This is a genomic window from Pseudomonas sp. QS1027, from assembly GCF_002814235.1.
Classification (GTDB): Bacteria; Pseudomonadota; Gammaproteobacteria; order Pseudomonadales; family Pseudomonadaceae; genus Aquipseudomonas.
Window position 1 is genome coordinate 244,558 of sequence record NZ_PHSU01000003.1, and the last position, 25,573, is coordinate 270,130.

The 25,573-nt window shown below is 60.3% G+C and carries 21 protein-coding genes; 8 read left to right on the forward strand and 13 right to left on the reverse strand.

Translation table 11 applies throughout. The features are described from left to right. The first annotated feature begins 159 nt into the window (after window positions 1–159). Complete coding sequence (gene sbcB, locus CWE01_RS01750; RefSeq protein ID WP_100938799.1) at window positions 160–1,596, forward strand: exodeoxyribonuclease I; 1,437 nt, start codon at window positions 160–162, stop codon at window positions 1,594–1,596. A 90-nt stretch (window positions 1,597–1,686) separates the two neighbouring features. Here the strand turns inward: sbcB and mvaT are convergent, their stop codons facing one another. Continuing rightward, complete coding sequence (mvaT, locus tag CWE01_RS01755) at window positions 1,687–2,064, reverse strand: histone-like nucleoid-structuring protein MvaT (RefSeq protein WP_100938800.1); 378 nt, start codon at window positions 2,062–2,064, stop codon at window positions 1,687–1,689. 350 nt (window positions 2,065–2,414) lie between these two features. Between mvaT and purU the strand changes: the two genes are divergently transcribed. After that, window positions 2,415–3,263 carry a formyltetrahydrofolate deformylase gene (gene purU, locus CWE01_RS01760; RefSeq protein ID WP_100938801.1) on the forward strand — a complete coding sequence of 283 codons (849 nt, stop codon included), beginning with the start codon at window positions 2,415–2,417 and terminating at the stop codon, window positions 3,261–3,263. A gap of 30 nt (window positions 3,264–3,293) precedes the next feature. Next, window positions 3,294–3,491 (forward strand): hypothetical protein, encoded by a 198-nt coding sequence (locus CWE01_RS01765; protein ID WP_100938802.1) that lies wholly within the window; start codon window positions 3,294–3,296, stop codon window positions 3,489–3,491. On the opposite strand, the gene CWE01_RS01770 is transcribed toward CWE01_RS01765, so the two are convergent. Further along, entirely contained in the window at window positions 3,481–5,370 is a 1,890-nt protein-coding gene (locus CWE01_RS01770) for a methyl-accepting chemotaxis protein (RefSeq protein WP_100938803.1), read from the reverse strand. The genes CWE01_RS01765 and CWE01_RS01770 overlap by 11 nt on opposite strands. A 283-nt stretch (window positions 5,371–5,653) precedes the next feature. Beyond that, window positions 5,654–6,109: a DUF721 domain-containing protein gene (locus CWE01_RS01775; protein WP_100938804.1), complete on the reverse strand. Its 456-nt coding sequence runs from the start codon at window positions 6,107–6,109 to the stop codon at window positions 5,654–5,656. Between the two features lie 307 nt (window positions 6,110–6,416). On the opposite strand from CWE01_RS01775, the gene secA reads away from it, so the two are divergent. The 3 genes from secA to CWE01_RS01790 all read left to right on the forward strand — a co-directional run bounded on the left by secA (window position 6,417) and on the right by CWE01_RS01790 (window position 11,461). Beyond that, window positions 6,417–9,152: a preprotein translocase subunit SecA gene (gene secA / locus CWE01_RS01780; RefSeq protein WP_100938805.1), complete on the forward strand. Its 2,736-nt coding sequence runs from the start codon at window positions 6,417–6,419 to the stop codon at window positions 9,150–9,152. Window positions 9,153–9,273: 121 nt separating this feature from the next. Then, a complete protein-coding gene (argJ, locus tag CWE01_RS01785) occupies window positions 9,274–10,491 on the forward strand; it encodes a bifunctional glutamate N-acetyltransferase/amino-acid acetyltransferase ArgJ (protein WP_100938806.1) in 1,218 nt (405 codons plus the stop codon). Between the two features lie 28 nt (window positions 10,492–10,519). Next, window positions 10,520–11,461, forward strand: coding sequence for a Nudix family hydrolase (locus CWE01_RS01790; RefSeq protein ID WP_100938807.1), 942 nt, complete (start codon window positions 10,520–10,522; stop codon window positions 11,459–11,461). Between the two features lie 106 nt (window positions 11,462–11,567). Here the strand turns inward: CWE01_RS01790 and CWE01_RS01795 are convergent, their stop codons facing one another. From CWE01_RS01795 to CWE01_RS01810, 4 genes are all read right to left on the reverse strand, one after another. Continuing rightward, window positions 11,568–12,152, reverse strand: coding sequence for a cob(I)yrinic acid a,c-diamide adenosyltransferase (locus CWE01_RS01795; protein WP_100938808.1), 585 nt, complete (start codon window positions 12,150–12,152; stop codon window positions 11,568–11,570). Window positions 12,153–12,154: 2 nt separating this feature from the next. Next, window positions 12,155–14,191 (reverse strand): ATP-binding protein, encoded by a 2,037-nt coding sequence (locus CWE01_RS01800; RefSeq protein WP_100938809.1) that lies wholly within the window; start codon window positions 14,189–14,191, stop codon window positions 12,155–12,157. A 122-nt stretch (window positions 14,192–14,313) separates the two neighbouring features. Further along, window positions 14,314–15,231, reverse strand: coding sequence for a putative 2-dehydropantoate 2-reductase (locus CWE01_RS01805; protein ID WP_100938810.1), 918 nt, complete (start codon window positions 15,229–15,231; stop codon window positions 14,314–14,316). Continuing rightward, complete coding sequence (locus CWE01_RS01810; RefSeq protein WP_100938811.1) at window positions 15,231–16,184, reverse strand: diguanylate cyclase domain-containing protein; 954 nt, start codon at window positions 16,182–16,184, stop codon at window positions 15,231–15,233. Before CWE01_RS01810 ends, CWE01_RS01805 begins: the two co-directional genes overlap by 1 nt. 118 nt (window positions 16,185–16,302) lie before the next feature. Between CWE01_RS01810 and CWE01_RS01815 the strand changes: the two genes are divergently transcribed. After that, on the forward strand, window positions 16,303–16,788 hold the full coding sequence (locus CWE01_RS01815) for a YajQ family cyclic di-GMP-binding protein (RefSeq protein WP_100938812.1): 486 nt from the start codon (window positions 16,303–16,305) through the stop codon (window positions 16,786–16,788). A 125-nt stretch (window positions 16,789–16,913) separates the two neighbouring features. Further along, window positions 16,914–17,756 carry a mechanosensitive ion channel family protein gene (locus tag CWE01_RS01820; protein ID WP_100938813.1) on the forward strand — a complete coding sequence of 281 codons (843 nt, stop codon included), beginning with the start codon at window positions 16,914–16,916 and terminating at the stop codon, window positions 17,754–17,756. A 122-nt stretch (window positions 17,757–17,878) separates the two neighbouring features. Here the strand turns inward: CWE01_RS01820 and CWE01_RS01825 are convergent, their stop codons facing one another. The 6 genes from CWE01_RS01825 to CWE01_RS01850 all read right to left on the reverse strand — a co-directional run bounded on the left by CWE01_RS01825 (window position 17,879) and on the right by CWE01_RS01850 (window position 25,126). Further along, window positions 17,879–19,075 carry a haloacid dehalogenase-like hydrolase gene (locus CWE01_RS01825; protein WP_100938814.1) on the reverse strand — a complete coding sequence of 399 codons (1,197 nt, stop codon included), beginning with the start codon at window positions 19,073–19,075 and terminating at the stop codon, window positions 17,879–17,881. Window positions 19,076–19,077: 2 nt separating this feature from the next. After that, the gene (locus tag CWE01_RS01830) at window positions 19,078–20,145 is read right to left on the reverse strand and encodes an ABC transporter ATP-binding protein (RefSeq protein WP_100938815.1); all 1,068 of its coding nucleotides are present in this window, start codon (window positions 20,143–20,145) and stop codon (window positions 19,078–19,080) included. Window positions 20,146–20,164: 19 nt separating this feature from the next. After that, window positions 20,165–20,950 carry an ABC transporter permease gene (locus CWE01_RS01835; protein ID WP_100938816.1) on the reverse strand — a complete coding sequence of 262 codons (786 nt, stop codon included), beginning with the start codon at window positions 20,948–20,950 and terminating at the stop codon, window positions 20,165–20,167. Further along, a complete protein-coding gene (locus tag CWE01_RS01840; RefSeq protein WP_218274269.1) occupies window positions 20,947–21,843 on the reverse strand; it encodes an ABC transporter permease subunit in 897 nt (298 codons plus the stop codon). Before CWE01_RS01840 ends, CWE01_RS01835 begins: the two co-directional genes overlap by 4 nt. 91 nt (window positions 21,844–21,934) lie before the next feature. Next, a complete protein-coding gene (locus CWE01_RS01845) occupies window positions 21,935–23,041 on the reverse strand; it encodes an ABC transporter substrate-binding protein (protein ID WP_100938818.1) in 1,107 nt (368 codons plus the stop codon). Between the two features lie 738 nt (window positions 23,042–23,779). Beyond that, complete coding sequence (locus CWE01_RS01850) at window positions 23,780–25,126, reverse strand: OprD family porin (protein ID WP_100938819.1); 1,347 nt, start codon at window positions 25,124–25,126, stop codon at window positions 23,780–23,782. Window positions 25,127–25,573: the final 447 nt, after the last annotated feature.

Here is a 25,573-nt window from a genome sequence, read left to right on the forward strand (position 1 = left end):
TTGCGGACAGAGGCCCGATCCTAGCCAGCGGCGCCTGGCTAAGCAACTTAACTCTGTAATGAACGGTATCGAAGTAGCAGCGCCCAGTTGTTACGGGATGCTGGTCCGAGGGGGCGCTGAACGCCTAGACTGCATCGGTCTTCTGTTCAGGAACCTGCCGTGACCTCTATCTTCTGGTACGACTACGAAACCACCGGGATCAATCCGCGCTCCGATCGCGCCTTGCAGGTGGCAGGCATCCGTACCGATGCCGAGCTCAACGAGATCGATGAGCCGGTCAACCTGTATTGCCGGCCCAGCGAGGATATCCTGCCGCACCCGGCGGCGTGCATGATTACCGGTATCACCCCGCAGCAACTCGCCGCGCAGGGGTTGGTCGAGGCCGACTTCATGACCCGCGTGCACGCCCAACTGTCCCTTCCGGGTACCTGCGGTGCCGGCTACAACACCTTGCGTTTTGACGACGAAGTCACTCGTTACAGTCTGTATCGAAACTTTTTCGATCCCTATGCCCGCGAGTGGCAGGGCGGCAACAGCCGTTGGGACCTGATCGATGTGGTGCGGGCGGCCTACGCGCTGCGTCCGCAAGGTATCGTCTGGCCCGAGGACGATGGGCGGGTGACCCTCAGGCTTGAACGCCTGACCGCGGCCAATGGCATCGATCATGGTCATGCCCACGAAGCCTTGTCCGATGTGCGCGCCACCATTGCCCTGGCGCGGTTGATCCGCGAGAAACAGCCGAAGTTGTATGACTGGCTGTTTCAGTTGCGCAGCAAACAGCGGGTGATGGATCAGATTCGCCTGTTGCAGCCGATGGTGCATATCTCCGGACGTTTTTCGGCCGCGCGTCATTATCTGGGGGTGGTCCTGCCATTGGCCTGGCATCCGCGTAACCGCAATGCCTTGATTGTCTGTGATCTGTCCCAGGATCCGCAGCCGCTGTTGGACCTGGATGCCGATACCTTGCGCCAGCAGCTTTACATCCGCCATGAGGACCGCGCCGAAGGGCAACTGCCGGTGCCGCTCAAGTTGATTCATGTCAACCGTTGTCCGGTGGTGGCGCCGCTGAAGGTATTGCGTGCTGAAGATCAGCAACGTTTGCAGTTGGATATGGCGCTTTATGAAGCGCGTCGTCAGCAACTGACTGAGACCCAGGAAGTTTGGCGGGATAAAGTCCAGGCCCTTTATGCTGGCGAAGATTTTGCCCCCAGCGAGGATCCGGAGCAGCAGTTATACGACGGCTTTATCGGCGATCGCGACCGGCGTTTGTGTGAGCAAGTTCGCACTGCGGAGCCCGAGCAGTTGGCGCGTGGGCAATGGCCTTTCGATGATGAGCGGTTGCCGGAATTATTATTTCGTTACCGGGCGCGTAACTTTCCCGCCAGCCTGAGTGAAGAAGAGCAACAGCGTTGGCGTACATTCTGCCAGCAGCGTCTGACCGAGGCGGCCTGGGGCGCGCCGAATACCCTGGAGGATTTTACCGGACACCTCATGAAGTGTTTGCCGAATGCAACAGCGGCGCAGCGTCAGGTGCTGGAGCAGTGGCAGGACTATGCACTCTCTTTGTGCGAGCGGTTTAACCTGGCGGCCGGTTAAACAGGCGGCGATTAAATCGCAGGCAATAAAAAACGCCAGTGAACTGGCGTTTTCTCGTAGGTCGCGAATAGCGTCCGTGACCGGCTTGGCTTAGCCCAGCAGGGTAGCCCAGCTTTCAACCACGTCGCCGCCCCACTTGGCTTTCCACTCTTTCAGAGTCTTGTGGTTGCCGCCTTTGGTTTCGATCACTTCACCGTTGTGCGGGTTTTTGTATTGCTTGACCTTGCGTGCGCGCTTGGTGCCGGTGGTTTTCACGGCGCCGCGTACGGCTTTGCCGGCTTTGGCCTGTGGGTCCAGGATGTTGATGACATCTGGCAGAGCCTTGTTGTACTCGCCCAGCAGAGTGCGCAGTTTGCTTTCGAATTCCATTTCTTTTTTCAGCGCGCCGTCTTTTTCCATTGCAGCCATTTGGGCTTGCAGCTGTTCGATGGCGCTCTTGGTTTCGTTGTATTTCTGGATCAGGGACATGGACACTACCTTATGCTGAGTCAGGACGACAGGGGTACAGTGACGCAATAGTAGTCAGAGTATTTGAGCAAGTAAACATTTAATAGAAGGTTTATTGCATTTAATTTGAAACTTAAGCGTGACCTTGTCGCGGACTTAGAAGTTTTTGCGGCGCCGGCCAAGAGCTGTCTTGTTGCGGCGATGTTTGAATTATCTGCGGGGTGCGCCGGCTCACTCGGGAAAAGCCCACTACAAGTGAAGGGGGAAACCGGCGCCGGGGCGGGAGTGGGCGGGCGCTGCAACGAATACTGCAGTTTTTTCCCGTACTCGCTAGAATGGCGACCTTTGCGAAGTTCTGGAGTTCTCCCCTCATGCGCACTTTCCGGCTGGTGATTGCCTGCCCCGACCGCGTTGGCATCGTTGCCAAAGTCAGTAACTTTCTAGCGTCTTACAACGGTTGGATCACCGAAGCGAGTCACCACTCCGACAACCTCAGTGGCTGGTTCTTCATGCGCCACGAGATTCGTGCCGACAGCCTGCCGTTTGGTCTGGACGCCTTTCGTGAGGCATTTGCCCCGATTGCCGAAGAGTTTTCCATGACCTGGCGCATCACCGACACCGAGCAGAAGAAACGCGTGGTGTTGATGGCCAGCCGTGAATCCCATTGCCTGGCGGACCTGTTGCACCGTTGGCACAGCGATGAGCTGGATTGCCAGATCGCCTGTGTGATTTCCAACCACGATGACCTGCGCAGCATGGTCGAGTGGCACGGTATTCCTTACTACCACGTGCCGGTGAACCCGCAGGATAAAGAGCCGGCATTTGCCGAAGTCTCACGCCTGGTCAAACACCATGAGGCCGATGTGGTGGTACTGGCGCGCTACATGCAGATCCTGCCGCCGGAACTTTGCCACGAATACGCGCACAAGGTGATCAACATCCATCACAGCTTCCTGCCGTCGTTCGTCGGTGCCAAGCCTTATCACCAGGCGTCCCTGCGGGGCGTGAAGTTGATTGGGGCAACTTGCCACTATGTAACCGAAGAGCTGGATGCCGGCCCGATCATCGAACAGGACGTGGTTCGTGTCAGCCACAGTGATAGCATCGAAGACATGGTGCGTTTCGGCCGCGATGTCGAGAAGATGGTACTGGCCCGTGGCCTGCGTTATCACCTGGAAGATCGTGTGCTGGTGCACGGCAACAAGACCGTGGTGTTCTGACAGCCCGTTGACGGGCCTGGAGGTGTGGCAATGAGCGATCCACTCGACAAGGCAACCTCCAAGGCGCCGCCGACCGTAGGTGAAGGCTGTCTGAGCCGTTACGACACCGACGCCATGACCCCTGAAGACGGCACCGAGTTTCCCGGTGCCGCCGAACTCTGGCAGCAATTGCAGGAAGAGTCCGAGGCAGAAAAGCCCGCGGGCTCTTCTGCGCCGCTTAAATCCTGAAGCTGCCCACCAACTGCTTCAGCCGTGCCGCCTGTTGTTCCAGGTCGGCACAGGCCCGCAGGGTCGACTGCAGGTTTTCCACGCCTTCCTGATTGAGGGTGTTGATCTCGGTGATGTCCATGTTGATCGACTCGACCACCGAGGTCTGCTCTTCGGTGGCCGTTGCGACGGACTGGTTCATGCCATCTATCTCGCTGATCCGCTGGGTCACGCTGCTCAAGCGTTCGCCGGCCAGGTTGGCGATTTCCACGCTTTCCAGGCTATGGCGCTGGCTATGGCCCATGGTGCCGACCGATTCCCGGGCGCCGACCTGCAGTTCTTCAATCATGGTCTGGATCTGCTGTGCCGATTCCTGGGTGCGATGAGCCAGGTTGCGCACCTCGTCCGCGACCACCGCAAAGCCACGTCCGGCCTCACCGGCGCGTGCCGCCTCGATGGCGGCGTTGAGGGCCAGCAGGTTGGTTTGCTGGGAAATGCTGGTGATCACTTCGAGAATCTGCCCGATATTCACTGTCTTGCTGTTCAGCGATTCGATGTTGGTGCTGGAAGTGGCGAGCATTTCCGACAACTGGTGCATGGCCTTGATGCTGCGCTCCACCACCTGCTGGCCGTCTTCGGCCAGGCCGCGGGCATCGCTGGCCTGGTTCGAGGCCTGGGCGGCATTGCGGGCGATTTCCTGTGCCGCGGCGCCCAACTGGTTGATGGCCGCGGCGACACTGTTGGTGCGACTGGCCTGTTCGTCGGAGTTGAGCATCGACGAGTTCGAGGCGCTGACCACCCGCAGGGCCACTTCATTGACCTGCTGGGTCGCCGAGGAGACTTCACTGATCGAGGTGTGGATGCGTTCGACGAAGCGGTTGAAGGCGGTGCCGAGGATCCCGAACTCGTCCTGGGACTCGATCGTCAGGCGCCGGGTCAGGTCGCCTTCACCGTCGGCGATATCCTGCATGGCGCGGGTCATCACGTGCAGCGGTTGCATCAGTGCACGGATCAGCAGGCCGAGCAGGGCGATGATGATCAGTACCGCGATGGTGGTGGCGATCACGGCCGAGCTGCGGAAATTGCTGAGCATCGCAAAGGCCTTGTCCTTGTCCACGGACACGCCGACATACCAGCTTACCGAAGATAAACCCTTGATCGGGGCGAAGGCGACGATGCGCGTCTTGCCGTTGGCCACGGTTTCGCTGATCTCGTTGCCGATGCGCGGGGTGTCCTGGGGATAGACGTCGCTGAGGTTTTTCATCACCAGGGCCTTGTCCGGGTGCACCAGGATCTTGCCATCGGCGCTGACCAGGAAGGCGTAGCCGTTACCGTCGAAGCTCAAGGCATTGAGGCTGTCGGCGATGGCTTGCAGGCTCAGGTCGCCGCCCACCACGCCGACGCTCTGGCCGGCCTTGCGCACGGTGTTGACGATGGAAATCACCAACTGCCCGGACGCCAGGTCGATATAGGGTTCGGTCAGGGCCGAACCGCTGCTGTTCTCGGCACTCTTGTACCAGGGGCGGGCACGTGGGTCATAACCGTCGGGCATCTTGCTGTCCGGACGGATCATGAAGCTGCCGTCCTTGTTGCCCAGGTAGGCGCCCATGAAGGTCGATGTGATGGCCTTCTGTTCCAGCAGGTTGGAGACGTTGGCCGGGTCGGCGTTGAGGGCGACCGACTGGGACAGGTTTTCGATCAGCAGGCTGCGGCCGGCCAGCCAGGTCTGGATATTGTTGGCGGTGACGCCACCCATCTCATGCAGATAACTGTTGAGGTCGTCGCGGATCGCATTGCGTTGCAGGTAATCGTTGTACAGCGTGAAGAGCGCAAAGGCCGCCAGCACGATCAGCGACGCGGCCAGCAGGATTTTGTGACTGAATTTGAGGTTTTTGTTCATGGCTTTGGAGGTCCGCTGAGGTTTTGGGTGTCCAGGCAGGCGGTGGAGGTGGCGCGCGCTGGGCAGGGTTGAGCCTAAGCTGTTCCTCTGCTCCTTAAGGGCTCTTCTTAGGGGAGAACCGGATTGTTGTTTTGATTGTTTTATGGGGGAACGCCTTGCTATCGACCAGGCAGGCGCAAAGATTAACCAGCGCGGCAGGGTTCTGCCGGACGGGCAACCTCGATGGATTTTTTGCCAGGTCTGGGGCTGAAGCCAACGATGGGGCGGGCGATCAGATGGCGACTCAGGCCTTGGGCTTGGCGTGACTGGCCAGGCGCTCGAGGGCGGCGCGCAGGTTCGGGTCGCTGATGCCGTTGGCGGTGTCCTGGATGGTTTGCGCCGCATTCATGGACAAATCCATGGTGTGGCCCACGGCGCCCTGGGGAACGGTCGGCGGCTGCACCTTGAACAGGATGCGGGTCAGGCTTTCGAAGACATCGAACGCCTGTAGTTGCCGTTGCAGGCGTTTTTGCTGGTAGCGCAGGCGGGTCGCCCAATGCCCGTCGGTCACGATCAGCAGCAGGCTGCCTTCGCGCCACGAAGCCACGTGGCAGTGTTCGCGGGCGGCGGGTTGCAGTTGGCTTTCCACCAGGCGCTGCAAATGCGCAAGGCGTTGGGCATGGCCGAAAATGGCTTTCAGCGGCTTGGCTTCGCGAAGCAGGGCGGCGGGAGCCCGGGCCGTGAGAGGGCGAAATGCCATGATTCAGACACCTGAAGAAACAGAGTCGCCATGGTATCAGAAGCGTCCACTCTACCTGCGGCCATTGATGTGAATCGTCTTTGGCCCTAAAGTCCGCGGTTAACGTCTGCACTCGATGGCTTGAAGTTCGGGAAAAAGACCTTATTTTAGAGTGGCCCCGTCACAGCGCTGTGCCAGCATCGTGGATTAACGCCACTTTCCTCACCATCGTTTCCGGGTAGAATACTCGTTCGCATGCGGCCATGAGGGCTGCTCGGGCGACTCACGGGGCCGCCCTCCATCCCTATGTGTGGAAGAACCTGCCGATATGTTTGCGCCTTTGTTAAAGAAACTTTTTGGAAGCAAGAACGAGCGTGAAGTCAAACGCATGCTCAAGACGGTACAGATCGTCAATGCCTTCGAAGAGCAAATGGTGGCCCTTTCGGACGAGCAGTTGCGTGCCAAGACCGGAGAGTTCAAGGCCCGCATAGCCCAAGGTGAGACCCTCGACACACTCCTGCCCGAAGCCTTTGCGGTCGCCCGCGAAGCCGGCAAGCGGGTCATGGGCATGCGCCACTTCGACGTGCAACTGATCGGCGGCATGACCTTGCACGAAGGCATGATCGCGGAAATGCGCACCGGTGAGGGTAAAACCCTCGTGGCGACCCTGGGCGTCTACCTCAACGCGCTGTCCGGCAAGGGCGTGCACGTGGTCACGGTGAACGACTACCTGGCCCGCCGCGACGCCAACTGGATGCGTCCGCTCTATGAATTCCTCGGCCTGACGGTCGGCGTGGTCACGCCGTTCCAGCCGCCGGAAGAGAAGCGTGCCGCCTACGGCGCCGACATCACCTACGGCACCAACAACGAATTCGGTTTCGACTACCTGCGCGACAATATGGCGTTCAGCATGGAAGAGAAGTTCCAGCGCGAGCTGAACTTCGCCGTGATCGACGAAGTCGACTCCATCCTGATCGACGAAGCCCGTACCCCGCTGATCATCTCCGGCCAGGCCGAAGACAGCTCGCGTCTGTACACCGAGATCAACAAGCTGATCCCGCGCCTCGTGCTGCACGTCGAGGAAGTGGAAGGCGTGGTGACCAAGGAAGGCCACTTCACCGTCGACGAGAAGACCCGTCAGGTCGAGCTGAACGAAGCCGGTCACCAGTTCATCGAAGAGATGCTGACCCAGGTCGGCCTGCTGGCCGAGGGCGAGAGCCTCTATTCGGCGCACAACCTGGGCCTGTTGACCCACGTATATGCCGGCCTGCGCGCCCACAAGCTGTTCAACCGCAACGTTGAATACATCGTCCAGGAAGGCCAGGTTGTCCTGGTCGACGAACACACCGGCCGGACCATGCCCGGTCGTCGCCTGTCCGAGGGCCTGCACCAGGCCATCGAGGCCAAGGAAAACCTCAATATCCAGGCCGAAAGCCAGACCTTGGCGTCGACCACCTTCCAGAACTACTTCCGTCTGTACACCAAGCTGTCCGGCATGACCGGTACCGCGGACACCGAAGCGTTCGAGTTCCACCAGATCTACGGCCTGCAAGTGACGGTCATCCCGCCGAACAAGCCGTTGGCGCGCAAGGACTACAACGACCTGGTGTTCCTCACCGCCGAAGAGAAGTACGCGGCGATCATCACCGACATCAAGGAGTCCCTGGCCCAGGGCCGTCCGGTGCTGGTGGGTACGGCGACCATCGAGACCTCCGAGCACATGTCCAGCCTGCTCAACCAGGAGAACATCGAGCACAAGGTCCTGAACGCCAAGTTCCACGAGAAGGAAGCGGAAATCATCGCCCAGGCCGGCCGTCCTGGCGCCCTGACCATTGCCACCAACATGGCCGGTCGCGGTACCGACATCCTGTTGGGCGGTAACTGGGAAGTCGAAGTGGCGGCCCTGGAAAACCCGACGCCTGAGCAGATCGCCCAGATCAAGGCCGACTGGCAGAAACGTCACCAGCAGGTGCTCGAGTCGGGCGGCTTGCAGGTGATCGCTTCCGAGCGTCACGAATCCCGTCGTATCGACAACCAGTTGCGCGGTCGCGCCGGTCGTCAGGGTGACGCCGGCTCCAGCCGTTTCTACCTGTCCCTGGAAGACAGCCTGATGCGTATCTTCGCCTCGGACCGGGTGAAGAACTTCATGAAGGCCCTGGGCATGCAGCCTGGCGAAGCGATCGAGCACCGCATGGTGACCAACGCCATCGAAAAGGCCCAGCGCAAGGTCGAAGGCCGCAACTTCGACATCCGCAAGCAACTGCTCGAGTTCGACGACGTCAACAACGAACAGCGTAAAGTGATCTATCACATGCGTAACACGTTGCTGGCCGCCGACAATATCGGTGAAACCATCGCCGACTTCCGTCAGGACGTGCTCAACGCCACCGTCAGCGCCCATATTCCTCCACAGTCGCTGCCTGAGCAGTGGGACGTGGCGGGCCTGGAAGCGGCCCTGCAGAACGATTTCGGTGTGCAACTGCCGATCCAGCAATGGCTCGACGAAGACGATCACCTGTACGAAGAGACCCTGCGCGAGAAGCTGCTCAGCGAGCTGCTGCTGGCGTACAACGAAAAAGAAGAGCAGGCCAGCGCCGAAGCGCTGCGCACCTTCGAGAAGCAGATCGTGCTGCGTGTGCTCGACGACCTGTGGAAAGACCACCTGTCGACCATGGATCACCTGCGTCACGGCATCCACCTGCGTGGTTATGCGCAGAAGAACCCGAAGCAGGAATACAAGCGCGAGTCGTTCACCCTGTTCTCCGAGCTGCTGGACTCGATCAAGCGCGATTCGATCCGCGTCCTGTCCCACGTCCAGGTACGTCGCGAAGATCCGATCGAAGAAGAGGCGCGCCTGCGTCAGGAAGCCGAAGCCCTGGCCCAGCGCATGCAGTTCGAGCACGCTGAAGCCCCAGGCCTGGACGCGCCGGAAATCCTCGGTGAAGAAGTCGATGTCGCCCTGGCCACCGCGCCGGTTCGCAACGAGCAGAAGCTGGGCCGTAACGAACTGTGCTACTGCGGTTCGGGCAAGAAGTACAAGCACTGCCACGGTCAGATCAGCTAAGGTCTTTACCGGACACTGAAATACCTGCGCCGCGACCGGCATTAGCCGTCGCGGCGTTTTTCCATTTGAAACACTGCCCCTGTGACGGCAGTGCAGACATCACACTGAAAGGAGCGCATTCATGGCTGTTGGTCTTGGTCCTTTGCCCACGTTGCACCCGGTTGCCGGTTTTGAACTCGGTATCGCCTCGGCCGGCATCAAGCGCCCTGGGCGCAAGGATGTGGTAGTGATGCGCTGTGCCGAAGGTTCCACGGTGGCGGGGGTGTTCACCCTCAACGCGTTTTGCGCAGCTCCGGTGATCCTGGCCAAGCAGCGTGTCCAGGGCAACGTGCGTTATCTGTTGACCAACACCGGCAACGCCAACGCCGGGACCGGTGAGCCGGGCCTGGCCGCCGCCGTGCGGACCTGCGCCGCGCTGGCCGAGTTGACCGGGGTCGACGAAAGCGCAGTACTGCCATACTCCACCGGGGTGATCGGCGAGCCGTTGCCCGTGGAAAAAATCGAAGGCGCCTTGCAGGCGGCCCTGGATGACCTGTCCGTGGACAACTGGGCCGCTGCCGCCACCGGCATCATGACCACCGATACCCTGCCCAAGGGCGCCAGCCGCCAATTCCAGCATGACGGCGTGACCATTACTGTCACCGGGATCAGCAAGGGCGCGGGGATGATCCGCCCGAACATGGCGACCATGCTCGGTTACATCGCCACCGACGCCAAGGTCTCCCGCGAGGTCTTGCACAGCCTGATACTGGACGGTGCCAACAAGTCGTTCAACCGCATCACCATCGACGGCGACACCTCGACCAACGACTGCTGCATGCTGATCGCCACCGGTCAGGCCGGGCTGCCGGAAATCACCGAGGCCCGTGGTCCGCTGTTCGACGCGCTGAAAAAGGCCGTGTTCGAAGTCTGCATGGACGTGGCCCAGGCCATCGTCCGTGACGGCGAGGGCGCGACCAAGTTCGTCACCGTTGAAGTCAATGGCGGCGGCAATCACCAGGAATGCCTGGATGTCGGTTACACCGTGGCGCATTCGCCGCTGATCAAGACCGCGCTGTTCGCCTCCGATCCGAACTGGGGCCGTATCCTCGCCGCCGTCGGTCGTGCCGGCGTGCCGGACCTGGATGTGAGCAAGATCGACGTATTCCTCGGCGAAGTCTGTATTGCCAGCCGTGGTGCCCGTGCGGCGAGCTACACCGAAGAGCAGGGTTCGGCGGTAATGGCCCGGGAAGAAATCACCATTCGTATCGAATTGGGCCGTGGCCAGTGCAGTGAAACCATCTGGACCACCGACCTGTCCCACGAGTACGTGAAGATCAACGCGGAATACCGCACCTGATCCACAGGTTCGAGCAGGAGGTTTCAACGTGAAACGCGTTCATGTGGCGGCGGCGGTCATCCGCGGTGTTGACGGTCGCATCCTGATTGCCCGCCGGGCGGATACCCAGCACCAGGGCGGTCTCTGGGAGTTTCCCGGTGGCAAGGTCGAGGACGGCGAAGCCGTCCAGGTGGCCCTGGCCCGCGAGCTCCAGGAAGAACTGGGCATCGTGGTCAGTGCTGCCCGACCGTTGATCAAGGTGCGGCACGATTACCCGGATAAGCAGGTCTTGCTGGATGTCTGGGAAGTTTCGGCTTTTACTGGCGAACCCCACGGTGCCGAGGGCCAGCCGCTGGCCTGGGTCAGCGCGCGGGAGCTGGCGGACTACGAGTTTCCGGCGGCCAACCAGCCGATCGTCGCGGCGGCGCGTTTGCCGGCTGAGTACCTGATTACCCCTGACGGCCTGGAGACCCCGCAGTTGCTCAAGGGGATCCAGAAGGCGATTGCCGGTGGAATCAAGCTGGTCCAGTTGCGGGCGCCGAACGGTTATGACCCGAAGTACCGCGATCTTGCGGTGGACGCTGTGGGGTTGTGTGCGGGCAAGGCACAGCTGATGCTCAAGGGGCCTTTCGAGTGGCTGGGGGACTTCCCGTCGGCGGGATGGCACCTGACGGCCGCGCAGTTGCGCAAGTACGCCAGTGCCGGGCGGCCGTTGCCGGCGGAGCGCTGGCTGGCGGCTTCGTGCCATAACGCTGAAGAGCTGGCCCTGGCCGAGCAGATGGGCGTGGATTTTGTCACGCTGTCGCCGGTGCAGCCGACGCAGACCCATCCGGAGGCGCAGCCTTTGGGTTGGGAGCAGGCCGGGCAGTTGATCGCGGGCTTCAACAAGCCGGTGTATCTGCTGGGTGGCGTTGGGCCGGACGAGCGCTCACTGGCCTGGGAAACCGGCGCACAGGGCGTGGCCGGCATTCGGGCGTTCTGGCCGCAATAACTACGCCTTACCTTGTAGGAGCGGAGCTTGCTCGCGAAGCTTTTGGCGGCCTTAAGGGCCCTCTTCACGGGCAAGCCCTGCTCCTGCAAGGCTCGGTGTTAGCTCCTCAATGGGAGACCGGCTTCTTCGCCGCCTCCCACAATATCTCGGCAATCTTCTCGCGCCGCGCAATCAGCCGCGCCGCCACAAACAGCAAGTCCGACAGCCGGTTGATGTAAGCCAGGCCAACCTCACCCAAAGGTTCAACCGCATTCAACTGCTGGCAACGCCGCTCGGCGCTGCGGGCCTGGCTGCGGCAGATATGCGCTTGGGAAATCAGCATCGAACCACCCGGCAGGATGAAGTTTTCCAGCGGGCCCAATTCTTCGTTCCAGCGATCAATGGCGATTTCCAGGCGCTGGATCTCGGCCGCATCAAGGGCCTGGTAAGTCGGCATCGCCAGTTCACCGCCCAGATCGAACAACCGATGCTGAACCGGTGCCAGCACTTCGATCAGTTCATTCAGCTCCGGATGAATCACCACCAGCTCCGCCAGCCCGGCCAATAGCAGCCCCAGCTGGCTGTTGAGCATATCGACCTCGCCGATGGCTTCGATCCGCGGATGGTCCTTCGGCACCCGGCGTCCATCGCCCAGTCCCGTTTCCCCGGCGTCGCCGGTGCGTGTGTAAATCTTCGACAGACGAAAACCCATGCTCAAGACTCCGCTTTGCTCAGTTCGGGAAGCGCTGCCTGGCTGCCGGCCAACGGCAGGCGCAGGGTCACGCAGGTGCCTGCGCCCGGCGTCGATTGCACTTCCATCTGGCCTTTATGGTTATTGGTGATGATGAAGTAGGACACCGACAGGCCCAGCCCGGTGCCCTGGCCGATTTCCTTGGTGGTGAAGAAGGGTTCGAAGGTCCGCTTGCGGATATGCTCCGGCATGCCGACGCCGTTGTCCTCGACCTGGATCTCGGCCCAGGGCGGGTTCAGGCGGGTGCGCAGGGTAATGCGCCCGGGTTCGCTGTCGTCCGCGCGCTGGTGGATGGCCTGGGCGGCGTTTTTCAGCAGGTTCAGCAGCACCTGTTCCAACTCGTTGGCGGTGCCCGGGACCGGGCCCAGTTGCGGGTCGAACTGGCGGATGATCGCCTGGCCCTTGAAGTCGAAGCCGATGGCCAGGTCGAAGTCATTGCCGGCGATTTCCACCGCCTGGTCGATCAGCGCCGGCAGGTCGCAGGGTGCCATCTCGCGGTTGCTGCGTCGGCTGAAGCTGAGCATATGGGTAACGATCTTCGCCGCCCGCGCGCCGGCCTGCTGGATACCGTCGAGCAACTGCGGCACCTCACGGCTTTGCAGGTAGCGGTTGACGGTATCCAGGTCGATACCGGCCTGTTGTGCGTATTCGAGGTTCTTCGGCAGTTCCGAGGACAGGCGTCGGCGGATGTTCTGCACGTTGTGCAGAATGGCCCCCAGGGGGTTGTTGATTTCGTGGGCCATGCCCGCGGCCAGGCCGCCGACCGAGAGCATTTTTTCCGATTGCACCATCATCTCCTCCAGCGACAGGCGCTGGGAGATATCGTCGATGCGGATCACCACACCGCGCCCGGCGCCGCCCATCAGCGGGTAGAAGGTCAGGGCGTAGTGGCGGGCTTCGTCGTCCTTGACCCAGGTCACCCGTTCGATCTTCGCCACACTGTGTTGTTCGACGGTTTCCTTGAGCTGCGGCAGGAACGGCTTGAGCGGTTCGAAGGCGAGGAAGATCGGCTGGTTCAGCGCTTCATCCAATGGCGTACCGGAGAGGGCGCTGGCTTCCTGGTTCCATTGGGTGACATAGAGCTGCTCATCCAGGGCGATCAGGGCCGAGGGCATGGAGTCGATGATGCTGTTGAGGTAGTTCTGGAAGCCCGTGAGCTTCTTCTCGATCTTGCTGCGTACCTGGACTTCGAGTTCCAGCTTGCGGTTGGTGTGGCGGGTTTCCTCGGCCAGCCCCTGGGCCTGGTCGTAGGCGGCCTGGGAGTCGTCGCGGGCGCGCTTGAGCTGCTGCTCCCGGGCCTCGATGCGCGACAGCATGGTGTTGAAGGCTTCGGCCAGGCTGCCGATTTCGTCGTGGTTGCCGCGCGAGGCCCGCAATGAGTAGTTCTCTTCCCGGGTGACCTGGCGCGACAGTTCTTCGAGTTCGTGGATCGGCCGGGTGATCAGGCGCTTGATCTGGCGGGCGATGATCAGCCACAGCAGGATACTGAAGGTCAGGATGCCGAGGCTGGCGGTCAGGGTGCCGGTATAGAACGCCACCGGCAATTCGCTGCTGGCCACCAGCAGCAGGTGCCCGGGTGCCGAGCCCGGACGTGGCATCTCGATGACCTGGTTGCTGCGAAACTCGGTCAGGCGCCAGGCTTCGATATGGCGAAAGCGCTCCGGCAGCTTCAGGTGATCGCCGTGTTGCAGCTGCGCCATGCGATTGCCCGGGCCGTCATAGATGGCGGCGGCGCGCAGCGGCGAGTAGCTGTCGAGTTCCTTTAACAGGGCTTCGGCGGCTTCCGGCGAGTCGAGGGCCTGGCTGATCAGGTTCGGGCTCGACACCAGCCGACCGATGGTCTGCAAGGCCTGGGGCGCCATGCTCTCCTGGGAGATCCAGTAGGCGGCACTGATGAACGTCAGGTTGGCGACCAGCAACACGGTGGTCAGCAGGACCAACAGGGCGGCGAGGAGTTTCTGGCCGACCGGCAGGTTTTCGAGGCGCTGGCGCAGAGGCATCGGTTGTCCTGTTTCGAGAGGCGAATGGTGGCCGGCGGGGTTCGACCGCCGTGCCGTCCATGAGTGTATCAAACCGTCGCCTGGGCCCGGTCTTTTGCGCGGAGCGGCTTATGTTGGCGAACTCAGCTGCTGGGCAAGCTCTTTGCCATCAGATGGGCCACCAGCCGGTTGTACAGGCGGCTCAGGTGCGGCAGGTTGCGGTGATGACGGGCCGCTGCCGCGCAGGCATAACCCAGCAGGTAGCCGATCTCGGTGCGCCGCCCCTGGGCGACGTCCTGGTGCATGGAGGAGTAGTTCGCCGCGGTGGCCTGGATCACCCGTTCCACTTCGCTCTGCAGGTCCAGGGCGGCGGCCGGCTGACCACAGCACTCGAGCAGTTCGGTCAGTTCGGCGCAGAGCGTGGCGACTTCACAATGATGTTCCAGCAAGCCGCCGTTGCGGCAATCGTAGAGCACCGTCAGCGGATTGATGGCGCAGTTGAGCGCCAGCTTGCGCCAGAGCCGGGTGAGGATCTGGGTGTTCCATTCGTGGGGAATGCCCGCCAGCGTCAAGTCATCGAGCCAGTAGGGCGGTTGCGGATGGGCTACGTCCCCCAGCCAGGTGAAACCATGACCGGCGAACACCACCCGCCAGTCGCCGTCGCGAAAGGCGCCTTCGGTGCTGGAGGCGAACAGGCAGCGGGCGTGGGGTGCCCGGGCCGCAACGGCGTCCTGGCTGCCGAGGCCGTTTTGCAACAGCACCAGCTCGGCACCGGAGGCGATTCGCGAGGCGAGGCGGGCGACTGCGGCCTCGGCGTCGTAGGCTTTGCACGCGACCAGCAGGCGCTGGATGGGGGCTGTGCTGTCGGGTGTTTCGGCCGCAATCGCAAAGTGTTGTTCCCGGCCCTGTTCGACCAGGGTCAGGCCGCCTGCCGCTTCGTAAGCCGCCAGCCGCGCCGTATCGCGCAGAATCAAGGTGACCGGCAGGCCGGCCCTGGCCAACCGGGTGGCCCACAGGCTGCCCAGGCTGCCGGCGCCCAGGACATGCCAGTGGGTGCTCATCAGCTGCGCGCCGGTAGGCGTTTGGCGCTGACCACGCCGCCGGCATAGGACTCGAGCAGCAGGCGCTCGGCCTCGTCGAACAGGGTTTGCGGGTCCAGCGGGAAGCACTTGCTGTCCAGGCCGATCAGGCTGATGCCGGCCTTGAGCTCGATGGGGCCTGCGTTGGTCATGAAGGTCTTGAGGTTCAGGCCTTCATGCAGGCGCTTGAAGCTGCTCGGGGCACATTCCTGCAGGTCGGCCGGCAAGGTCATCAGGACGAAATGCCGCTCGTCCAGGCGCGCCAGTACATCCAGTGGCCGCACCAGTTGTTGCAGGCGGCGGGCGATGGCTTGCAGCAGTTCGTCGTAGAGGTCGTTGCCATATTGGCGTTGCAGCGACTCGGCCTGTTCGATCCCGATCAGCAGATAGCAGATGGCGCCGCCGCGGGCCTGGACCTGGCGCAGGCTGTCGCTGAGCTTCTGGCGCAGGTAGCGGGCATTGCCCAGACCGGTCAGGGAATCCACCAGGTTGCGCTGTTCGAGGCTGGCGATGTTCTGGCGCAGCAGGCGATTTTCCTGGCGCAGGCGCTGCAAGGTGTTGCACAGGCGGTCGGCGGCGAACACCCGGGTCAGCAGGTGGCGGTCGACATCGACGGGGGCGAGCAGGTCGTCGATGTCATTGTCCGAGGTCTCGTCCAGCAACAGCGAGGGCGATTGGTCGCTGATAAGGATCACGTAGGTGTAGTGATCGTTCATCTCGTCCCTTTGTCGGACCTTGGCGGCCAGCGCCAGACCCGCGCTTCCCGCGCAGATCAGCAGGCCGGCGGCCCGCTGGTCGAATTGCTCCAGTGCCAGGATACCGTCATTAGCCTGACGAATATCCTGATAACCCGCACGCTGGAGGCTGCTGCCCAGTGTACTGCTGGCCAGATTCTCATCACTCACCAGCAAAATGCTCAGATCCGGGTTCGGCATGGGTGACTCACAAGTGAATGAGTGGGAAGAACCGCTATAATGCTCGCGGATTTTAACCGTCAAACCAGGCGCGCTCCATCGGTATTGAGCGGCGCCGATTTTATTTTGGAGAAATACGATGCCGTCGTTCGACGTGGTATCCGAACTGGACAAGCACGAAGTCACCAACGCCGTCGAGAACGCCGTCAAGGAACTGGACCGTCGTTATGACCTCAAGGGCAAAGGCTCCTTCGAGTTCAAGGACAAGGAGCAGACCATCATCCTGACCGCTGAAGCCGAGTTCCAGCTCGAAGCCATGCTGGAGATCCTGCGCATGTCCCTGGTCAAGCGCAAGATCGACGTCAAATGCCTGGAAATCAAGGACGCTTACGCGTCCGGCAAGCTGATGAAGCAGGAAGCGACCTTCAAGGAAGGGATCGACAAGGACACCGCGAAGAAAATCGTCGCGCACATCAAGGACGCCAAGCTCAAGGTCCAGGCCGCCATCCAGGGCGAGCAGGTACGGGTCACCGGCAAGAAGCGCGACGACCTGCAGGAGGCCATTGCCAACCTGCGGGCCAAGGAATTCGACGTGCCTGTGCAATTCAACAATTTCCGCGACTGATCTAGGCTGTCAGGGAACCTCTGGGAATTATCGGCGTCGGAGGGCCCAGCCACGGCGAAACGATGGGCCGCCCAGCGCGGCAGGCATCGTTTCGCCGGGTCATCGCATGGTAACCGGAGAGAACAATGGATTTGAACGCGCAAGTGGATCAGTTGGTGAAGGCCTCCCAGGCCTGGATCCCGATGATCATGCAATACGGCAGCCGTGTGCTGCTGGCCATCGTCACCCTGTGCATCGGTTGGTGGTTGATCAACAACCTGACCCACCGCGTGGGCAAGCTGCTGGCGTTGCGCAATGCCGACCTGGCGTTGCAGGGTTTTATCAGCAGTCTGGCGAACGTCATCCTCAAGGTGCTGCTGATCGTCAGCGTGGCGTCGATGATCGGCGTGGAGACCACCTCCTTCGTCGCGGCCATCGGTGCGGCGGGCCTGGCCATTGGTCTGGCGTTGCAGGGCAGCCTGGCGAATTTCGCCGGTGGGGTGCTGATCCTGCTGTTCCGGCCGTTTCGTATCGGTGACACGATCACCGCGCAAGGGGTGACCGGGACGGTGGACAGCATCCAGATTTTCCACACCATCCTGCGTACCGGCGACAACCAGACGGTGATCATGCCCAACGGCAACCTGTCGAACGGCATCATCACCAACGCCAACCGTCAGGCCACCCGCAAGGTGGTGTTCGATGTCGGCGTGGATTTCCAGGCGAACCTGCAGGAGGCCCGCGAGGTGCTGCTGGAGATGGCCAAGGATCCACGGGTATTGGCCGATCCGGCGCCGGCGGTGGTGGTGTCCGCGCTGGGGGCTCATTCAATCACGATGTCCTTGCGGGTATGGGTCAATACCGCCGATTACGGCGATGTCACCTTCCTGTTCAATGAGCAGGTGCGCGATCGTTTGAAAGCGGTGGGCATCGAGATTCCGTTTCCGCAGCATGTGGTGCGGATGTTTTCGGAAGAGTCGGTGAAGTAATCGAGGTGCTGGTGCCTGGCCGTTGGTCGGGCATCAGGGATCGAGAGTTGGGGATTGATACAGGGGGCCAGAGCCCCCTTTTTTTGCAGCCGTAGTCAAAGGGCTGCTCAATCAACCTGAACTCAGGCTAGCAAGCGGGCCTCGGTCTGGCCGTAGCGCAAGGTTTTTTCATCGGCGTTGAAGCAGCCGGTGTGCTCGTCCCGGCCCTGCAGCACAAAGCGGGCGTCCGAACGCCCCAGGGTGGCGGCCGCCTGCTGGCTGTTCTGCCCAATCACGCCTTTTTGCTGGCGGTTGATGATCACCCCCAGGCGCGTGTCGGCAAAGTCTTTCATCATCCAGGCGTCGCCATCGCTGTCACCGAACACCAGGGTTGGGCCATAGCCTTTTTGGGCTACAAACACATTCTGGATACCGACGGTCTTGCCCGGCCCCCAGTTGAAGTGCCAGTCCTTTTTATACACATTGGTGTATTTTCCATCGACCATTTCCAGCTTCAGGCCGAGGACATTTTCCGGCGGCAGCCCGTAGCCGTATTTCGGATCGCAGGCAAAAACCCGCACCACGTCGTCGATCGATGCAGTGGAGATGTAGACATCAAAACCGTTGGTCCGCAAAGTTTCCATCAAGACTGCAATTTCGGCATGCACGCGCATGCCGTAGAAATGCACCGGCGCAACTCGGCCCGCACGGCCAGGTAACTCTGCGCTGCTGTGGATAGGCGCCTGGCGCAATGCCTCGCTCAAGTTGTATTCAATGGAGTCGCAGACCATCGCCTGCAGTTCGGCTGTGGTGAAATTCTTGTAGAAATAGATGATCCACTTGTAGCCCACTTCCATCGGGTAGGTATCACACAGCGCACCGTACAAAAAGTAGAACTTTGCGCGGAAGTTCTGGAACTGCGCGGTGGCCCGAATGGCCTCCAGGGGCTGCGTGCCACCCAGGGCTGCGCTGTGCGTGTACAGCCACTGGTAGGCCTCGTTGATGTCGGCCGCCAGATCTTCCATTGAGACACGCTGGCCGTCCAGATTGGTGTAATCGGCGTGGAACAAGCCGTCTGGCACGTCCTGGTGCAGAACTTCGGCAAACTCGCTCGGCGTCAGCTTGAACCGCAAGTTTTCGGCCTGATACAACAACAGCGATTCTTCGGTGTCGTTCATGATGCAGGTATTGTCCCAGTCGAACACCGCATACGGTTTTTGGGCTGGGTTGTAACCGGCACTGCGGCAGCCCCAGGTTTGCAGCACCTGGTTGATGGCCTTCCGGTTGGCCGCAGACCAGCCCGAGGGTTGCGCGGGCAATGCAAAGTTGTCGATCGTCATGCTCAGGCCGTTTCTTCCAGTACCAAAAGATTATCGAATGAGAAACCCAGGGTGATGTTCTCGCCGCGCTGGGGCAGCGCACGGTGTGGATCGTTGAACACGTCGAGTGAGATCACTACTGTGTCCATGCGTACCCGGATACGCACGACGGCACCGAGGAAATCAACGTCGTCCACCATCGCCGCCAGCGAGTTGCGCCCTGATGTCGGCGGCTCCAGCACGATGGCTTCGGGGCGGATCGCCAGCGCACGGGTTTGGCCTGCGGCGGCATCAACGATAGGGTTCGATGTCACCAGAGGCTGATCACCCACGGAGATTTTACCTGCGGCGGCATCCACCACCACGCCGGACAGCAGATTCAGCGTACCGACAAACGAGGCCACAAAAGGGGTGCGCGGGAAGTTGTAGACCTCGCTCGGCGTGCCGATCTGTTCAACCCGGCCTTCGCTCAGTACGACGATGCGGTCCGAGATCGACAAGGCTTCTTCCTGGTCATGGGTAACGAAGACCGAGGTGATGCCCAGCTCGCGCTGCACGGCACGGATCTCTTCGCGCAGCGAGACACGGATCTTGGCGTCCAGCGCGGACAGGGGCTCGTCCAGCAGCAGCACCTGGGGCTTGCCGGCGAGTGCGCGGGCCAAGGCCACGCGTTGTTGCTGGCCACCCGACAGTTGCCAGGGATAACGCGCGCCCAGGGCCGCGAGGCCGATGAGCTTGAGCATTTCGGTGACGCGCTCGTGGATCTGCTCCGCGGGCATCTTGGCCACCTTCAGGCCAAAGCCGATGTTCTCGGCCACCGTCATATTGGGGAACAGCGCGTACGACTGGAACACCATGCCGATATTGCGCTGGTTGGTCGGCGTGTGGGTCACATCCTTGCCGTCGAACTTGATGGCGCCGCCCGAGGGGCTCTCGAACCCGGCCAACATGCGCAAAATCGTCGTCTTGCCGCAACCCGACGGACCCAGAAAGGTGATGAACTCGCCACGGGCGATATCCATCGTGAAGTCATGCACCGCGGTCTGAGCGCCAAAGGCTTTTTTCAGGTGGGAGATTTCGAGGAAGGCCATGGGATGTTTTTTCCGTCAATTAAGGTTTTGCGTTCTTGGCATTGCGCCCGAACACCTGGATCAAGCCCATGGAGGCCCAGGTAATCATGAAGGCCATCACCGCCAATGCGGACGGCTCGTACGCCTTGTTGGCGCCCACCAGTTGCAGGTAAGGCCCGAACGCGGGGCGGTTCAACAGGCTGGCCATGGTGAACTCGCCGATCACCACGGCAAAGGTCAGGAAGGCACCCGACAGAATCGCCGAACGCAGATTCGGGAAGATCACCTTGAACAGAATGGTGAAAGTACCTGCGCCCAGCGCCTCGGCGGCCTCTGTCAGGGTACGGACATCGATGGTGCGCAAGCCGGTATCGATAGAGCGGTACATATAGGGCAGCGACAAGGTGACGTAGCTGCACACCAGCAGGAAGTCGGTCGAGCGCTCGTTGCCGGTCAGCGGTATCCACGAGTTGCTGCCAAAGATGCGCAGATAACCAAACACGATGACGATGGCCGGGATGACCAATGGCAGCAAGGTGATGAACTCCACCAACGGGCGCAGCTTGGGCAGACGCAATTGCACCCAGTAGGCAGTGGGTACGACCAGCAGCACGCCGACCACAATGGTGATGAGCGCCATCAGGATCGAATAGCCAAAGGTGGCCTGGAACTGAGGGTCGCTAAACACCACCCGGTAGGCTTCGAAGCTGTATTCGCCGCGCAGCATGCGCAGGCTGAACTCAAAAGTGGCCAGCAGTGGGATCAGGAAATAGCTGGTGCCCACGCCGATGGCGATCCAGGCACCCAAGCGAGAGGTGGGTTTCATTTGCGGCCCTTTTCCGATTTGCTGCGCAGCCAGATATAGCCCGCGTTGGATACCCCGGTAATCACCACCATGCCCAGCGCCAGCGCATAGCCCAGGTTCGGGTTGTGCAACACGTCGCCGCGGATCTGTGCATAGAGCAGGATAGGGACGATGTTCAGCGAGCTGCCGGTCAGGGCATAGGCCGTGGCCACCGCGCCAAAGGCGTTCGCGAACAGCAGCAGCATGGCACCCATGATGCTGGGCCACAGCACCGGCAACGCAATATAACGCCAGTAGTGGTAGGCGTTACCGCCCAGGCAATCGCAGGCTTCGCGCCACTCGCGTTTCAGGCCTTCAAGTGCCGGGGACACGATCAGCACCATCAAGGGGATCTGGAAATACAGATAGGTCAGTGTCAACCCGGTGAAGCTGAGAATGTTGAAACCGGTGGAGTAGAGGTTGAAGCCCAGGTACTTGTTCATCAGCGCCGTCACCAGCCCCACCCGCCCCAGCGTGGCCAGGAACGCGAAGGCCAGTGGCACGCCGGCGAAGTTGGAGGCGACGCCCGAGAACGTCATCAGGGTGGGGCGAATCCACTCGGGCAGTTTGCCCTGGACGGCCGCCCAGGCAAGCAGGAAACCGATGATTCCGCCGCCCAGGGCCGACGCGGCACTGATGCGAAAACTGATCCAGTAGGCGCTGACGACGTTCGGGTCCGCCAGGCCGGCGATATTGGCCAACGTGAAATGGCCGGACGCGTCCTGGAACGCACCGATCATCAGATAGCCGGTGGGCAAAATCAAAAACAGGATGGCGAAAACCAGAAATGGCAGCACACCCAGCCAATGCCAATTGAGCGACCTGCCCGGTATGGACGGTGCCGCGGGTTTTGCAGAACTCAAGGAATCAGTCAAGTGAAGCCCGCCTTTCAAGCAACCATCCAACCCATAAATGACTGGCATGGCCGGCGAAGGCCATGTCAGTGCTGAAGCCATCGAAGGCGGGTTACTTCACGCTGGCGCCCACCAGGGTGTCCCACTGCTTGGTGATCGCTTCCTTGCTCGCGTTCTGCTCGTCCAAAGTCGGGAACACGGCCTTGGCATAACCTTCCGCGGGTGGCAGCTTGTCGAGCATGGCCTTGGGTAGCTTGTTGTTGGTCACCAGGTCGTTGAAGCGGATCGGGTGGCAGTAGCCATTCAGCCAGCCCACCTGGCCTTCATCCGAATACAGGTATTCCAGCCACAGCTTGGCGGCATTCGGGTGCGGGGCATAAGCGCTGATGGCCTGCACATAAACGCCCGCGACCACGCCCGACTTGGGCACTACCACTTGCACATTGGGGTTGCCCTTGAGTGCATCGCGGTCTGCCAGGGCGTTGTAGTCCCAGCGGATGATGATCGGGGTCGTGCCTTGTGCCAGGGAAGCGGCTTTGCCGATCACCGGCACAAAATTGCCGGCTTTGTTCAGATCGCCGAAGAACTTCAGGCCGGCTGCGGCGGCCTTGGTGGGATCGCCACCCGCGGCTGCAATACCGGCGGCATAGATGCCCTGGATGGCCTGGTTGGCGGAGCGCGGGTCGCCCGCCAATGCCACGGAGTTCTTGTAATCGGCCTTGAGCAGGTCGCTCCAGTCGGCCGGGATCGAGCTGATCAGGTCGGTGTTGACCTCGAAAGCCAGCACGCCGTAGTAGTCGCCATACCAGTAGCCTTCCGGATCTTTCACCGAGTCAGGAATGGTCGCCCAGCTGGCCACCTTGTAGGGCTGCAGCAAGCCGGCGGCCTTGGCCTGGGGGCCGAAAGACAGGCCCACGTCGATGGTGTCAGGCGCTTGCGGCCCTTTGTTGTCCTTGTTGGCCTTGATGGCTTCAAGTTCGTCGCCTGAGCCTGCGTCAGGGTTCAGTTCATTGACCTTGAGGCCATACTTGGCTTTGAAGTTCTTGATCTGGTCGCCATACCCGCACCAGGAGTTCGCCAATGCGATAACCGTCAGTTCGCCCTCTGCCTTGGCCGCGGCGACAAGTTCCGCCGAGGCGGCCGATGCATTTTGTGCGCAGACTAGAGCCGCGGAGATGGCTGCTGTTAGAGCAAGGACTTTGAATGTTTGACGTGGCATATCACTTCCTTTTCGGTATCCGGTAGATGGAAATTTTACGGCGGAAGATCAGGCACAGCGAACCACCTTGGCGTAATGGCAAGGTATTGCATCTATTATGTAAACAATCAGCCGACACCTGGCCCAGGCGAGCAGTACAGGAAAGAAGGGGGAATTTCAAAACTTCAACTTCATACTACTGTCGGCGCTGTGCCTGCGCAATCGTAGTGGTGATTTATGACTCTTTCGCGACAATTTTGTCGTAATTGGAAATGTGTTGGCTGAAATGGAGCGGAAGGTCTGGCTCCAGCGTGGGTGCCGAGATTGTGGGTGTTCCAGATAGAACTTCATTGTTGTTGGTGGTAGAAAAAAGAGGTGGAAAATTTATGTTGGAACCCTTGTTTTGGTCGGTGAGCTTGAACTGTATTTTAGTTTTTGTCCGGCTCTAGGTTCCCGGTAGAGGCTGTCTGATTTGATAATAGCTACACAGCGCAAAGCCACTCTTGTGACGCGGTAAGATTAAGTTGACAAGAAACGTGGTGGTCATGGGTGGTAGGAGCTCAGCGATTAACCGCTTTTTTTGTCGAGGCGGTATCCTGGGTTTTTCGGGGGGGGGGGGGCGCTCTTACATGATTTCAACCGCCGGTGGAGCTTTAACCCACAAGGTATGCATTCATATTGAGTGCATAAAAAAGGCCCATCACCAGGATGGGCCTTTCTTCAAACGAGTGTCACATCAACAAACAAGCAATCAGATGATTACAAGATGGTGATTGGGTACGAAGTGATCAGGCGGAACTCGTTGATGTTGATATCGCCATCGTCGGCGTTGCCGCGGTGCCAGGCTTGGCGAGCACGGAAGGACAGATCTTTCAGAGGACCGGTCTGTACAACGTACTTGGCTTCCAAGTTGGTTTCGAAGTGATGACCATCTTTGCCGTAAGCGCCAGCATACGCACCGTTAGGATCTGCGTGGGTGCCGTCGATGCCAGTACCGTGTACATAACGAGCCATGAAGCTCAGGCCTGGAACGCCGTACTCAGCCATTTTCAGGTCGTAACGAGCCTGGAGGGATTTCTCGCCTGGGCCGTTGAAGTCGGAGTACTGAATCGAGTTGGCCAGGAAGATCGAGTCGGCGCCCTGAGTGCCAATCCCGGTGCCGCTTTTGCCACGTTCAATACCAACGTAGTCGAATGGCGTATCACCATGTACCTGCTGGAAGGCCAGGGTAACGGTGTGTGCCTTGAGGAACGAGTAGGCAGCTGCCAACGAGTAAGTAGTGTTGCTGATTTCACCGGCCAGCGCTTTACCCGTATCGGTGGTGCGATAGAGGTTGAAGTCGAAGTTCAGGCTCTGGTCGGTAGCCAGTGGCAGGGTGTAGTTGACGTTGGTGTAGTACTGGTTCCAGACATCATCAAGCTTGCCGCCGTACAGGGAGGCAGTGAGGTTTTCATTGATCAGGTACTTACCACCCGCGTAGTCGATGCTGCTCGCACGAACGTTAGTGTAGGCGGTACCCAGGGAGCCCTGAAGCGTCGTGTAGTCAGAGCTGCTGCCAGCGTAGAAATGACCTGCTTCGAGATCCAGATCTTTGACTTCACTGCTCTGCAGTTGGAAGCCACGAGCGGTTTGCTGGAACAGACGGCTGCCACCAACAGCAAATACCGGTGAGGTAGTTGGGGTGAAGTCACCGAATGTCAGCTGGGTTTTGGAGATGCGAACACGTACGTCCGCGCCTGCTTTGCCGAAGCTATCGTTGACGCCACTTGCGCCATGGCTCAGGTTGCCGGTGCCGGTATGGTCATCAGTACCGTCAAGCTTGAAACCGGCATCACCAAAGACATCAACACCTACACCGACGGTACCTTGGGTAAAGCCAGAACTGGCTTTGCCCAGTACACCTTGGGTCCAGTCTTTCTGGTCGTTGCTACCTTGAGGCTGCTTGGTCCGGTTGAAGTAATAGTTCTCAAGAACCACGCCAACCGAGGCACCCTCTACGAAACCCTTGGCATCAGACTGGGGGGTTACAAACGGGTCGGCCATAGCCACTTGGGAACCTGCTGCGGTAACAGCCAGGGCGATCATGCTCCACTTCATCACGCGCATCGTGATTTGCTCCTTTGGTTTTTAGGAAGAGTACTGCCGTCCCACCTGTATTTTTGTCTGGGCGGCTCTTTCTTTTTTGTGTCGGCGCAAACTTATATCACGCTGACAAACTTGGCGATACTTGCACACCTATCCTTGCGGCTTCTTTACGAGCCTGTCGCAAAAAGCTAGCTCCATGTCGCAAATTCACAGCCCTTATACAGCGGCTGCACAACTTCAGCGCTATTTTCAACGGCATGAGCATAGAAGCAAATGGTCTATGTTCAAGCCCTGAATTGTCCATGGGCGCACTGTACTGCGTTGTTCCGGTGTCGCAGGGGCTTCAGCGTCCGGGCCGACCCTCTGTTGCGACTATCTACTCACCAATGCAACAAGCATGCACAAAGTGAAAATTTCGTGAGAAAAAATTTACCTGGCACCGTCATCAGGCTGAAACCCTTATGAAAC